Source organism: Streptomyces sp. NPDC001822 (assembly GCF_042892135.1).
GTDB lineage: Bacteria > Actinomycetota > Actinomycetes > Streptomycetales > Streptomycetaceae > Streptomyces.
In genome coordinates this window covers 59,822-73,031 of record NZ_JBIATW010000019.1, presented here as the reverse complement: position 1 = coordinate 73,031, position 13,210 = coordinate 59,822, and the positions used below count along the sequence as shown (strand labels likewise).

13 protein-coding genes are annotated in these 13,210 nt (G+C 68.4%); all 13 read left to right on the top strand.

Annotated elements, in window-relative coordinates:
* Positions 1-163 precede the first annotated feature (163 nt).
* The 13 genes from ACFYY2_RS31360 to ACFYY2_RS31300 all read left to right on the top strand — a co-directional run bounded on the left by ACFYY2_RS31360 (position 164) and on the right by ACFYY2_RS31300 (position 13,208).
* On the top strand, positions 164-2,794 hold the full coding sequence (locus ACFYY2_RS31360; protein WP_388749278.1) for an ATP/GTP-binding protein: 2,631 nt from the start codon (positions 164-166) through the stop codon (positions 2,792-2,794).
* Positions 2,791-3,741: a replication-relaxation family protein gene (locus ACFYY2_RS31355; protein WP_388749276.1), complete on the top strand. Its 951-nt coding sequence runs from the start codon at positions 2,791-2,793 to the stop codon at positions 3,739-3,741. The genes ACFYY2_RS31360 and ACFYY2_RS31355 overlap by 4 nt, the downstream gene beginning before the upstream one ends.
* Complete coding sequence (locus ACFYY2_RS31350; RefSeq protein ID WP_388749274.1) at positions 3,741-5,210, top strand: hypothetical protein; 1,470 nt, start codon at positions 3,741-3,743, stop codon at positions 5,208-5,210. The genes ACFYY2_RS31355 and ACFYY2_RS31350 overlap by 1 nt, the downstream gene beginning before the upstream one ends.
* Positions 5,211-5,582: 372 nt before the next feature.
* On the top strand, positions 5,583-6,206 hold the full coding sequence (locus tag ACFYY2_RS31345) for a hypothetical protein (protein WP_388749272.1): 624 nt from the start codon (positions 5,583-5,585) through the stop codon (positions 6,204-6,206).
* Between the two features lie 599 nt (positions 6,207-6,805).
* Positions 6,806-7,090 (top strand): hypothetical protein, encoded by a 285-nt coding sequence (locus ACFYY2_RS31340; RefSeq protein ID WP_388749270.1) that lies wholly within the window; start codon positions 6,806-6,808, stop codon positions 7,088-7,090.
* A 74-nt stretch (positions 7,091-7,164) separates the two neighbouring features.
* Complete coding sequence (locus tag ACFYY2_RS31335) at positions 7,165-7,881, top strand: SAF domain-containing protein (protein ID WP_388749268.1); 717 nt, start codon at positions 7,165-7,167, stop codon at positions 7,879-7,881.
* Positions 7,881-8,687, top strand: coding sequence for a hypothetical protein (locus ACFYY2_RS31330; protein ID WP_388749266.1), 807 nt, complete (start codon positions 7,881-7,883; stop codon positions 8,685-8,687). The genes ACFYY2_RS31335 and ACFYY2_RS31330 overlap by 1 nt, the downstream gene beginning before the upstream one ends.
* Positions 8,677-10,188, top strand: a complete 1,512-nt coding sequence (locus ACFYY2_RS31325; protein WP_388749264.1) for a CpaF family protein — start codon at positions 8,677-8,679, stop codon at positions 10,186-10,188. Before ACFYY2_RS31330 ends, ACFYY2_RS31325 begins: the two co-directional genes overlap by 11 nt.
* Positions 10,188-11,120: a type II secretion system F family protein gene (locus tag ACFYY2_RS31320; protein ID WP_388749262.1), complete on the top strand. Its 933-nt coding sequence runs from the start codon at positions 10,188-10,190 to the stop codon at positions 11,118-11,120. Before ACFYY2_RS31325 ends, ACFYY2_RS31320 begins: the two co-directional genes overlap by 1 nt.
* Positions 11,117-11,998, top strand: coding sequence for a type II secretion system F family protein (locus ACFYY2_RS31315; protein ID WP_388749260.1), 882 nt, complete (start codon positions 11,117-11,119; stop codon positions 11,996-11,998). The genes ACFYY2_RS31320 and ACFYY2_RS31315 overlap by 4 nt, the downstream gene beginning before the upstream one ends.
* A gap of 26 nt (positions 11,999-12,024) precedes the next feature.
* A complete protein-coding gene (locus ACFYY2_RS31310; protein WP_388749258.1) occupies positions 12,025-12,231 on the top strand; it encodes a hypothetical protein in 207 nt (68 codons plus the stop codon).
* A gap of 66 nt (positions 12,232-12,297) precedes the next feature.
* A complete protein-coding gene (locus tag ACFYY2_RS31305) occupies positions 12,298-12,681 on the top strand; it encodes a TadE family protein (protein WP_388749257.1) in 384 nt (127 codons plus the stop codon).
* Between the two features lie 5 nt (positions 12,682-12,686).
* Positions 12,687-13,208 carry a TadE/TadG family type IV pilus assembly protein gene (locus ACFYY2_RS31300; protein WP_388749386.1) on the top strand — a complete coding sequence of 174 codons (522 nt, stop codon included), beginning with the start codon at positions 12,687-12,689 and terminating at the stop codon, positions 13,206-13,208.
* Positions 13,209-13,210 lie beyond the last annotated feature (2 nt).

Below are 13,210 nucleotides of genomic sequence, written 5' to 3'. Positions count from 1 at the left end.
GTGGTGAGCAAATCGGTGAGTGGTGCCGGGTTCCTTGGAGACAACACCGGATCACCTCCCCTCAGGAGTACCTCATGCCCCTACACCGCGCGCTTGCTACGAGCCCCGCCGGAACGATCAGGCGGGATAGGCCCGTGGGCTCTCTCTCATCCGAGGGGGTCTGATGGCTCTCCACGGCGTCACCGTGGCTTCCGCTCCCAGCGCGGCATGGGAGGTGATGACGTCTCTGGGTTCTCTGGCGTGGTCGTGGGCGAACTGGGTCTACGCGAACGCGTGGCTGCTGGGTTTGGTCGGAACGGTGCTGGCATGTGGGTGGACGGTGCTGGAGCGCCGTTTGTCGGCTGCGGCGCTGGAGCGGCGGACCTTTGTGGAGTTGGTGCCGTCGCGTCAGTTCGAGGCGAGTGGTGAGGAGATCGGCCGGTTCGGTGCGCAGCTGATCCGGGCGGCGGGTGCGGGTCCGTGGTGGGCGCCGAGGTCGGCGCGGGCGGTGCGGGTGCGGTTGCGGGCCGATGGCGGCAAGCCGCTGACCTACTTGGTCGAGGCCCCGGCGTCGGCCCGGCATCTGCTGTTGCAGACGCCGTATGCGCGGGTGCGCTCCGAGCCTGTCCGGCCGCCGCAGGCTAAGCGGAAGCGCAAGGAGCCGGACCACACGGTGCGGGCGGTGTTCGCGTTGCACGGGGCTCCGGGGGCGCGGTTGCGGGAGGTTCCGTTGGAGCCGGATCCGTTGCAGCCGCTGATCGACGCGGTCGCCGATCTCCGGGCGGATCTGGGTGATCTGGCGGAGGTGTGCCTGGACATGTCGCCGGCGTCGAAGTGGCGGCTGCGGGCCAGGCGCTGGCAGGTCGTCGACTCCGCGCGGCAGCACGCGCGGCGTGAGTCGCGTCGCGAGGCGCGGTGGATGACGCAGGACGCCGCGACGATGGAGGACGCCCTGGCATGGCAGGTCACAAAGCTGACCATGCCCCACGAGCAGCGTTCGGGGTCGAGTCGGAGTCTGCTGATGGCGCCGCGGCCGCCGCGGCTGGATCGGGACAAGGCACTGGGGAAGCTGGCCGAGGACGCCGGTCTGGTGCGGGTGCAGTTGTTGGTGCGGTGTTCCTCGAACGTGGTGGGCAGGGCGGAGCGCCGGCTTCGGCACATCGAGGCGGCGCTGGACGTGTACGCGGCGCGGACCCGGTTGTCGTCGGCCGGCTGGTCGGTGGGCCCGGTGCGGGTGGGTCCGGACCGGTGGCCGTGGCGGGACCGGTTCGATGAGCGGTGGGCAAGCGGGCTGATGCGGCCGGGGCGTAATTCATGGGCTCGGGTGGAGGAGCTCGCCGGTTTCCTGAAGCCGCCGACGGTGCATGCCCGGTTGCCGCTGCTGGCCACGGACATTCCGACGTTCGATCCGCAGGAGCTTCAGCAGGGGCTGGTGCCGCAGGGCTGGTACCGGGGGCCTGACGGGCGCGAGCGGCTGGTGGCGACCCGTGAGGACGACACCCTGTTCGAGGTGCAGGTCGGCAAAGCCGGGTGGGGCAAGACCATGCGCGCTTTGTGCCAGGCCGTCGCCTCCGCCCATGGCGGGCGGGGGCTGGGCTTCGTCGACCCGCACAGTGACTCGTGGACGACGGTCGCCCCCTACCTCGCTCACCCGGAGATCATGAGCCGGGTCTGGCTGTTCGACCTGACGGTGCGCGGGGGCCAGGACAAGTTGGCGTGCTGGAACCCGCTGGACATGAGGGGCGGGCGTGCCGCTCATGAGGTGACGGCCGCCATGGTCGACGCTTTCGCGACCAGTCTGGGGTGGGGCGACGCGAACGCTCCCCGGGCCATCACGATCCTGACCAAGGCCATCGAGGCGCTGGTCGCGGTGAACAGCAAGGCTGTCGCGCACGACGCACCGCGCTGCCAGGCCACCGTCTTCCAGATCCGCTCGCTGCTGACCGATCCCGGTTTCCGCCATCTCGTGGTCGGCGGACTCGACGCGGAAGCGGCCGCGTGGTGGACGACGTCGTTCACCGAGATCCCCAAGGACGCCCTGCCGACCGTTCTCAACCCGCTGGACCGTCTCGCTTCCTCCCCGGTCATCAAGGCGTTCCTTGGGCAGCCGGTTGGCAGCTACGACATCCGCCGGGCGATGGACGACTCGCATGTGGTGTGGATCTGCCCGGCCGGGACCGGGCCGACCGACCGGCTGCTGGTGTCGCTTCTGGTGCGGGACATGCTGCGCGCTGGCCTGTCCCGGCGTGACTTGCCCGAGCGTCGCCGGGCACCGTTCCGGCTGTACCTGGACGAGCTGATCTCCCTGGACGGCTCCGCGTCCACATCGTTGGCGGAGATCACCGAGCAGCTGCGCAAGTTCGGGGTGCGGATGCACGGAATGACGCAGCTCCTGCACCGGCTCAGCGGCGACGTGCGCACCGCGTTGCTGCAGAACGCCTCGTGCCTGTCCACGACCGCCGGATCGGTCGAAGCGGTCCGCCACATCACCAACGAATGGGGCGACCAGGTCAGCCCCGAAGACGCGGCCGAACTCGACCGCTACCGGCACTGGGCCTCCTTCACCGTCGCCGGCAAACGGGTCGGGCCTCTCCTCATCCGCGGTCCGGAACTCGGTGAAGTCTTCGGATCGCTCGCCAAGCGCGACAGGGTCCGCACCCTTACGCGCGCCGCCCACACCAACACCGGCGCTATGGCTCTCACCACTTTGACGGAAGCAGCCGCCAAGCACGAAGAGACCGTTCGCGGCTTCCTTCACCAGTCCAGTCCGAGGGCCACCGATTCGGCCTCGAACGAGCAGGAGCAGTACCGATGAACACAACAGGCCAGAACGCGGTGTCCCCCTTCAGCACAAGGACCGGGTCAGGGCAGGCGCTGGCTGCCACCGAGGATTCCGCGGCCCACCGGACAATGGCGCTGCTCGCTCAGCACCGTGTCATCACCACTCCGCAGCTTCACCAGATGTTGGCTCTGCACGCCGCACGGTCGGCGACTTCGAGAGTGCTGAGCAAGCTGCAGGCCGGCAAGATGATCGCCTACGCGGTCCTGCCCAGCAGCAACCGGACCCGGTTGTGGTTCCTCACCCCCCGGGGCGCCCAGGTGGCGACGCTGTGGCCCGAGCTCCGCGGGCGCAGCGTCGTGGCTCCGGGCAACGCGGCCGAGGCCACACTGCGGGCGGCACACACCCTGACCGGGGTGCGCGCACATCTGGCATTCCTCGATGATGCACGGTTCCGTGGGGATGAGTATGGGGCGTTGGACTGGGTGCCGGAGATCGCTCACCGGCTGCCGGACACCGGTGGTGAGGACCGGCTGATCGCGGACGCGGTGATGCACTACACGGCGTCCTCACCGCGGCGGCTGCAGTTCAGGTCGTTCGTGGAGATCGACCGGGCCACGATGAGTTCGGAGCGCCTGGCGAGCAAGCTCATCTCCTATGCCCGGTTCCACGACTACACCCCGCAGCCGGTCGGACGCCGGGGGCTGGTCGGGGACCAGGCCGCGATGCTGGCCTGGCAGCGCTTCTACCCGCGCTTCCCCCGGATCCTGTTCATCCTCACCGGTGCCTCCGCCCGGACGCTGCAGCAGCGCACCGAGGACCTGCGGGCCATGGCCACCGAACATCCGCTCGTCGCCACGCTGGCCGCCAAGGTTCCGCTCGGTGCGGCCGTGCTGGAGGACCTGGAGGAACACGGGCCGTCCGCACCGGTGTGGACGCCGCTGTCCGGGCCGGCCGAGCGCCGCTCATGGATGGACCTGTGATGGCGGCGAAGCCACCGCGGCAGTTCGGCGGCAGCATCCGGCGGGGGCCGATGGCCGCTGACGCTTTCCAGGCCCACTTCACCCAGATCCACAACGCTCTCTTCCGAGACCGTCGCCTGTCCTTCAAGGCCAAGGGCATCTTCGGGCTGATCAGCACCCACCGGGACGGCTTCGGAGTGAACAGGGCATCGATCGCCGGCTTCTCCACCGATGGCATCGCGGCGGTCAGCTCCGGGCTCAAGGAGCTCGTCGCCCTGGGCTACCTCCAGCGCAGCCGAACCCGGAACGCAGCCGGCCATCTCGGGGAGGCCGAGTACTTCATCACCGACATGCCCGACGGCCTGATCCTCACCTTCGACCCCGGGTCCGACCCCTGGGACCAGGCCCCACAAGCAGGTGACGAAACCTGCAGGTCAGAACCAGGATGCGAAAACCGCACACAGGTCACTGCACAGGAAACCCGCAGGTCAGAACCAAGATGCGATTTCCCTACGTTGGAAAACCCTACGTTGGAAAATCGCCTACATAAGAAGACCACTACTTCTAAGGAGACCAACAAGAAGAACCAGGATGCGGCTGCGCCGCGTAGCGGTGGGACGTCCGGTAGGACTTCAACCTCAGGTAGTAGCGCGCGTGAGGCTGAAGGCGGCTCCGCCGCGTCCGGAGAGACGTCCTCCTCGCCGGGCATCGAGGCAGGCCGCGGACGGCGGAAGGCGGTACGGGCTGAAAGCCGCAGGAAGGCGCGGCACTCAGCGGTCGAGCTCGCCACCGTACGGCAGGTGCGCGGCTACTTCGCGCCCGCTCTGCTGGAGGTCCTGCCGGAGCTCCCGCAGGTGTCCACGGCGATCCTGTCGGCCATGCGGGCCGACGGGCGGACCGTTGAGCAGCTCGGCGAGCGGATCCAGTACCGGTGGATCCACCACGGCTTCGCCGCGAAGTTCACCACCGGGGAGCTGAGTAACCCGGTAGGTGCGGCCGTCGCGATGGTGCGGCCGCTGCGGCGCGGCGACCGCTACGCGTGCGCGGACGCCCGGTGCGAGAACGGCCGTGACGTCATCACCGGTGTCGACTGCCGCCTGTGCGAGGTCCGTATCAGTGACCGCCGGGCTGCAAGGACCCCTCGTACGGGCCGGCCCGGGAACGCAGACCGCACCGAGCCCCCCGGTGTCGGCGGGAAGGCAAGGGGGCGGCTTGTGGACTGTGCGGAGCCTTCATGCCGGCAGCCGATCCCCCCGGCGAGCGGCCCGCTGTGCCCGGGCTGCCTCACTGACGAGCGCGAAGCCATGGAAGCCGCGCAGCGGGCGTCGGCCCGATGGGAAGCCGAAACGAACAGCCAGGCGAATGCAGCTCCGGCAGCGGCGTCACAGGACGAGGGAGACCCGACTACTGCTCGGCTACGCGCACAGATCGCTGGCCGTTGGGGCACGGCGGAAGAACTTGCGGCGTACGGGCAAGGCCTCCAGCAGTGAGTGGACACACCTCGACCTCGATGACGCACAGGTGGCGAGAACAGACCACTCGGCCGGTTACTGACCCACGGCCCAGACGCCACCATAGGGCGCCCCTCGCTAAGGATGCCGACGAATCGACTAACTGACTGGATAAGGGCTGGTCAACAGCACTACTGGCGGGGGCGCCTGGAACGGGCGTATGAATTTCTTCGCCCTCCACGCCGGATTGCGCAGATTTGGGCCACCTGTACCGAATTCCAACATCCCTTACCGGCTGGGTTGTTGAGACAACTTTGCGTAAGGTACCGATTTAGACTGCCGAGTTGGTTTCGAGGGCGAGACCCTGCCACCAGGGGTCCAGCCCAGGTCGTACCTCTTTTAGGCATATGCATGGGAGACGTAGTAATGCGGACAGGACGGCAGGACCGCCCCGATCTTCGCAAGCGAAACCACCTCACAGTGGCCGCGCTGCTTCTAGCGACTTGCGGGCTTAGCGCCGTAGTCGGGTGCAGCGCCGACCCCGCCACGGACGCGAAGCCGGCCAAAGCGACGCCTGCAGCGCCCTCGGGCCAGCCGGCACCATCTGCCGATCCGACAGAGGCCGCCGAGACGGCTGCCATCGGGGTCTACAAGCAGTACTGGCAAGAGATGGAGCTGGGTTACGCCAAGGGCAGTTCCAAGGGCACCAGCTTGCAGGACTACGCCGCTGGCCTTGCGCTGATCAAGGCGAACGACGGCATGGCGAGCATGGTCAGCGCTGACCAGTTGGCGGTAGGCCAGGTCACCGTGGACAGCCCAACGGCAACCGAGAGCGACATCAACCGGAAGACCCCCAATGTCAAGCTGGCCAGCTGCCTCGACGTCTCAAAGTGGCAGGTCATCGACAGCAAGACGCGGAAGCCTGTGCCTCTTCCTTCCACACGCCTGACGAGGTACGTCGTCCACTCGGTCATCGAGAAGTGGCCGGAGGGGTGGCGAGTCGTGAAGGACGAGCCTCAGGAGAAGGCGTGCTGACTGGGCGCCGCGTTGCTGCGGCTCTCGGTGTCGCTTCAGTCGTGCTCGCCGGCCCGGCGTCAGCCCAGGACCATCGAGTGGGCGCCGGCAACTGTGCGGACCAGTGGTTCTGTGTCGAGGCTGGCACCGGCGGCTCTGGTGGCAGCGGTTCACATGGTGGTCCTCCTACCGGCACCGGTGGTACTGCCGCGAAACCAAGTGGGAAGCCCAAGCCGCCCGAGTGCTCACCTCCCAAAAAAGTGGCCCCTCAGCCTCCCGCCGGTAGCGAATTCTGGGAGGGCCACGACCCATCCGAGGGTGGTGCGGTCTATGTGCGTACGTGCCGCTACTACATGGAGTCCGGAGCCTCGAACACGATCACCGAGGCCGTGTACGGCGGGCCGGGTGGTGCACCTGCGGCGCCGGCGGTGGATCCTGCGGTAGTCGCGCGGCAGGCCGTGGACAAAATGCTGCTGCGGGGCCCGCAGATCGGTATCACGCCGAAACCAGGCGGCACGGGTGTCATCGGTATGCCGGTGTACATGTGGACAGCTCGCGGTCCTGAGACGTTCGGGCCTAACACGGCGAGCGCTACGGCTGGTGCTGTCACGGTGACGGCGGTGGCGAAGGTCAGCAGGATCGTCTGGTCCATGGGTGACGGCAAGACCGTCGTGTGCACGACGCCCGGGACGCCGTACAAGAAGTCGTACGGTGCGGATCCGTCGCCAGACTGCGGGCACCGCTACACGCGCCCCTCCTCGACCCAGGGGTCGGGGAAGTACCACGTCACGGCGACCTCCACGTGGACGATCGACTGGACCGGTGGCGGTACCTCCGGTCAGCTGACCGAGGTCCGCGACAGCGACGTCGACATCACCGTCGCAGAGGTCCAGGTCGTCAACTAGCCGTCTCTCGAGCCGCGCTCTTCGCGGCTCGTCCTCGTCCATGAGTTCCTGCGTGTCCCAGGAGGCAGCAGATCGTGAGTAAGAGCACCACCATCCTTGCGCCCGGCCAGGGAACGCAGGATTCAGTCCGGGAGCGTTCGTCCAAGCCGGTTGCCGCTCCGCGGATGGTCAAGCAGCGACGGCGCCGCCCCGGCCTGATCGCCCTGTCCGTCGCGCTGATCGCCGCGGGTGGCCTGTCCGGCGCCGTGCTGTACTCGGCGTCGGGCCAACGCACTGCCGTCCTGGTCGTGACCAAGGACGTCCCGGCAGGCACGAAGCTGGCCAAGACGGACTTGAGTGAGGCGTCGGTCGCGCTGGATCCCGCCGTTAAGTCGGTGAAAGCCTCCCTGGCATCCGACCTCGTGGGCCAGCGGGCTGCAGTTGACCTCCGGGCCGGTTCACTGCTGACCCCATCGCAGGTGACGGACAAGTCCCTGGTCGGGCCTGACCAGCAGCTCGTCGGGGTGAGCCTGAAGCCTTCGCAGATCCCCGCCACCCGCCTGAAGCCCGGGCAGAAGGTGCTCGTCGTCAGCACTCCGGACGCCGACGCCGCAGCAGCCCAGCAGGAGACCGGCATCGAGCGGAAACCGAAGACACTGACCGCCTCCGTCGTCGCGGTCGGCGCGCCGGCGACAGGAACGGGCAATGTGGTCGTGGACGTCGCGGTCCCCGTGAAGGACGGCCCTGCACTCGCCGCCCAGGTTGCCACGGGCAACGTTGCGGTGATCGTCGATGCTCGGGATGGCAGCTGATGGCGGTCATCGCGCTGGCCGGTGGACTCGGCGCGCCGGGTGCGACGACTGCGGCGATGGCGTTGCTGTTGACGTGGCCGTTGGAGACCGGGCATCGGGTGGTGCTGGCCGAATGTGATCCGGACGGCGGTGCGATCCTGCCCGGTGCCCTGCAGGGCACCCTCGGCAACACGCACGGCCTGCGCAACCTCGCGCTGGCCGGCCGGCAGGGCCAGTTGGGCGAGGCATTTTGGCGGCAGCTGGTCGATGTGACCGACGCCGGTACTCGGGACCGTCTGGTGCTGCCCGGTCTCTACGATCCTGCCCACGCCTCCTCGATGGGGCCGGTGTGGGATCAGCTGGCCCACCTGTTCGCCGGCGTCGAGGAGCACCAGCACGACGTCCTGGTCGACCTCGGCCGCCGCGGGGCGTTCGGCCCGTCGGGTGTCCTAGCGCAGCGGGCTGACGTGGTGTTGATGGTTGCGCAGAACACGCTGCGGAGCCTGCAGAGTGCGGAGGTACGGCTGACGGCCCTGCGTGAACAAGTGGGCAACGCTCCGGAAATCGGTCTGTTGCTGGTGGACCGAGGGCCCTTCCCGAAGGAAGAAGTCCAGAAGCACCTGAAAGCGGATGTGGTGGCGACGCTGCCGTGGCGGCCGGCCGAGGCCGCAGTGCTGTCGGACGGGGCAAGTCAGCCGCGGAAGTTCGCCACCAGCGAGCTCATGCGCAGCGCCCGCACCACGACGGAGAAGGTACGGGAGCTGGTCGAGGCCCGCCGGGCCCGTCTGGGCCCTCCCGGGCAGAGGTCGGTGGCCGGTGCGCGCTAACCCGATCTACCACAACCCGCAGGTCACCACGTTTGACGAGAGGATCGCGGCCCAGGCGCAGGCCCGACCGCACCCGTCTCCCGTTCAGGCGCCCCTGTCCTCACAGAGCGCAACCGGCGGTCCCCATCAGGTTGCCGTCGACTACGAATCTGTGCGGCTGATCAAGAAGGAAGTCGGCGAGCGGCTCACCGCGTTGCTGCGTGCCGAGCCGGGCATGTCACAGGCGGCCCAGGAGCAGCGTGGCAGGGCGTTGATCAATGAGCAGGTGGCGATCTGGTCGGATGCCGAGGCCGTGAAGCGTGGTCTTGCGACCACGCCCGGCGAGGATGCGGCGATTTCGCAGGCTGTGTTCGATCTGCAGTTCCGGGCGGGTCGTCTGCAGGCGCACCTGGACAACGAGCGGGTGGAGAACATCCTCATCAACGGCTTTCGGGAGGTGTGGCTGGACTTCACCGACGGGCGTCGTGTCCAGGTCGTCCCGGTCGCCGACTCAGATGAGGAGCTCCGGGAACTGCTGCGCGATCTGGCCCGGCGCACGACCGGGCAGAGCGAGCGCAGCCTCTCCACCGCCGATCCGTTCCTTGCCCTGCGGCTGGCGGATGGGTCCCGGTTGCAGGCGATCATCGACGTCACCCCCGGCACCTACGTGGCGATCCGACGGCACAGCATGCGGCACGCGAATCTGGACGACCTGGTGCGGTTCGGGATGCTCGACACCACCCTGCAGCAGTTCCTCAGGGCGTGTGTCCGTGCCGAGAAGAACGTGATGATCGTCGGTGGCCAGGCCGCCGGTAAGACGACGCTGCTGCGGGCGCTACTCAAGGAGATCGACCCGGACGAACGGTTCGCCACGCTTGAGACCGAGTTCGAGCTGTTCGCGCACGAGAACGGGTTCCACCGCCAGGTCGTGCCGATGGAGGCACGCCAGTCCAACGGTGAACGGGTCGACGGGCACGGTGCGGGTGAGATCTCGCTGATGGACCTGATGTACCGGGCGCTGCGTATGTCGTTGGCTCGGATTGTCGTCGGTGAGGTCCGTGGGCCGGAGATCGTGGCGATGCTGCAGGCGATGACGAACGGGCAGGGCGGCAATCTCTGCACCCTGCACGCCATCCACCCCAGTGTTGTCTTCGATCGCATCGCGGAGCTCTACCTGCTGGCCCAGGCGAACATGTCGGAGCAGCTGGCCTACCGTCAGGCGGCGAACGGGCTGCACTTCATCGTGTTCGTGAACTCGATCGATGAGACGAAGATCGCCGGTTACCGCCACCGTTTCCTCTCCCACGTCGTGGAGGTGACCGGTATCGGTGAGGGCGGCCGGCCCGACACGAACACGATCTTCGGGCCGCGCCCCGAGTGGGACGAACCGCGGGCGGTGCCGTTGATGCACCCCAGGTGTATCAACGACCTGCGCCGTGTCGGCTTCGACGCCGACCTCCTGAACGCGCCACGCGGCACGTGGCCCACGGTCCTCCCGCTCAAGGTTCGGGAGGTGTCCTGATGGGTGCATTGCTGCTGTGGGTGCTGGCCGGTCTCGCCCTGACCGGCGGAATGGTCGGCCTGGTCTCCGGCGTCGTCGGCACAACCCAGCCGAAGGGCCCGTCGGTGGCGTCCCGGCTGCGGGCGCGGACCGGGTACGCCGACCAGGATGCCCGCGCACGCCGACGCAACCTCCTGGTTCTCGGTCTGGTTATGGGTGCGGTGCTGTGGCTGGTGACCGGGGTCTTCGTCCTCGGTGTTCTCGTGGTGCTCGCGGCGGTGGGTGTGCCGTGGCTGCTGGCACCGACGAGGGGCGCCGTGGGGCGGATCGCGAAGCTGGAGGCCTTGGGCGACTGGACGCAGCGCCTGAGCAACGTGCTGCGGCTCGGCCGCGGCCTGGACGAGGCACTGAAGCTGTCCCGCAAAGGGGTGCCCGAGGCGATCGAGGACGAAATCGGCGACCTCGTCGACCGGCTCCAGGCCGGATGGCGCTCCACCGACGCGTTGCGCGAGTTCGGGAACGCGCTGGACGACGTGACCGCCGACAAGGTCGTCGCCGCGCTGATCCTGTCCGCCGCCGACCGCGGCCCGGGCCTCGCCCAGGCGCTCGACGACCTCGCCGAGTCCGTGCACGAGGAAGTCGCCAAGCGCCGGACCATCGAGTCCGACCGGGCCAAGCCCCGCACCACGGTGCGGTGGATGACCATCATCACCCTCGGTGTCATCGGCATCGGGATGCTCGTGCCCAGCTACACCGCCCCCTACGGAACCCTCCTGGGTCAGCTGGTCCTCGCCCTCCTCGTCGCCGGCTTCGTGGCGGTCCTGGCATGGATGAGGTCGCTGGCCGACACCAAGCCGGTCCCCCGCTTCCTGGTCGCCGACCCGCGCAGCCGCGTCACCGTCACACCACCCCAACACGCATGTGATACCCCGGTCCTCGAGGAGGTCCTGTGATTCCCGTCGGCGCAGTCCTGACCGGCTGCACAATCGGCGCCGGCGTGGCCCTGCTCATCAAGGAACTCGCGCGCCCCGCCCCCGCCCTGGGCCCGGCCCTGCAACGCCTGAACCATCCCTCCCCGCCGCGCCCGGAACTGACCAGCGCGAACCGGGACGAACGCTGGGGCGCCTGGCTCCTGGACCACCTCACCCAGGTGCCAGGGGTTCGGGTCCCCTACCGGAATCTCGCCCTGGTCGGGCAGAGCCCGAGCCGCTTCATGCTGACCAAAGTCGCGCTCGGTGCCGGTGGGCTGCTGCTCCCACCGCTGTCGACGCTGCCGTTCCTGCTGCTGGGCATGCCCTTGTATCTCCCGGTCGGTGTCGGGCTGCTGTTCGGCCTCATCCTGTGGTTCGCCCCGGATCTCGCGCTACGCGACCAAGCACGGCGAGCCCGCGAAGAGTTCGCGCACGCCATGGCCGCCTACCTCGACCTCGTCGCCCTGCGCCGGGCCGGGAACACCAGCGCCGAGCAGGCCATGGAACAGGCCGCCCAAGTCGGGCAAGGGTGGGCGTTCGTCCGGATCCAGGAAGCCCTGGCCCGCTCCCGGGTCGACAAGGTCCCGCACTGGGAGTCACTGGAGCGGCTCACCCGCGAGCTCGACCTTCCGGTCCTCGATGACCTTGCCGCGATCATGCGGCAGTCCTCGGACGATGGAGCGTCCGTCTACGCGACCCTGCGCTCCCGGTCGAAAAACCTGCGCACCGAACTGCTGTCCGACCAGGCCACCGAAGCCAACGCCGAGAGCGAGAAGATGACCGCCCCCGGAGCCCTCCTCGCGGTACTCGTCATGCTCCTCATCGCGTTCCCCGCGGTCATCCGCATCCTCAACACCTGAATCCCCAGCACGAAGGAGACAACGTCATGCGCAAGCTCACCGTCCGAATTTCCGGCGCCGGCCAGTGGCTCCGTAGCCGCATCGACCAGGGCCGAGCACAGGGAGAAGACCGGGGCGACATCTCGATCACCACCGTCATCATCTGGGTAGCGGCCGTTGCCGGGGCGCTGCTGATCGCGGGCAGCATCGCCGTGGTCATCTCCAAGTACAACGGCATGCTCACCGGTATCTGACCCACCGTGAACAGAGCAGCAGCAGCCGTACGCCTCCGGCATTGGACCACCACGGTCCGGTCTCGCATGAGCGGGCAGGGCGATCGCGGCGATTCATCCGTACAGATGGCGATCGTGTTCCCGTTCGTCATCCTGCTCATGATCACCGCGGTGCAGGTGGGGATGCAGTACTACGCGCGCAACATCGCACTGACCGCCGCCCGGGAAGGTGTTGCCGCCGGCCGGATCCACGAGGCCTCCCCCGGTGAGGGCGCGGCCCGGGCCCGGGAGACGCTGGGCCGGATCGCCGGTGACAGCCTGCGCGGCGCCGGCGTCAGCACGGCCGGGAGCAGTGGGGAGACGATGGAGGTCACCGTGACCGGCCGGGCCGTGTCCCTGGTTCCGGGCATCCGAGGACTGCTGATCTCGCAGTCCGCGACCGGCGCCCGCGAACGCTGGACCAGCCCGTGAGCGCCATGTTCGGGATCCGGTCCTGGTTTCGGGTCCGCGCTTGCGGGCTTCGGAGCGACCGGGGTAGTGAGGCGATTCAGGCGGCGATCGTGACACCTTTGCTCATCGCATTCGTGTGCATGGCGGTCGCGGCCGGCCGGCTGGTGACATCGGGCAGCAAGATCGACGCCGCCGCCGAGGACGCCGCCCGGGCCGCTTCGATCGAGCGGACCTACGGCGACGCGACCGCGGCTGCTTCCTCCGCTGCGGCGCGCTCGCTCGATGACCAGGGCATCAAGTGCGCGTCCACGAGCGTGTCCGTGGACGCCTCCGGACTGAACGTGCCGATCGGCCAGGTCGGCTACACCACCGTCACCGTGCGCTGCACCGTGGCGCTCTCCGACCTCCTGCTGCCCGGCGTGCCGGGTTCGAAGACGCTGTCCAGCAGCTTCAGTTCAGTGGTCGACGCCTACCGCTCCAGAGCTCCTGGGTTCGCAAATTCTGAAGGCCAATGGAGCACGAACCGAAGTAGGGAGGCCCTGCAGTGAGC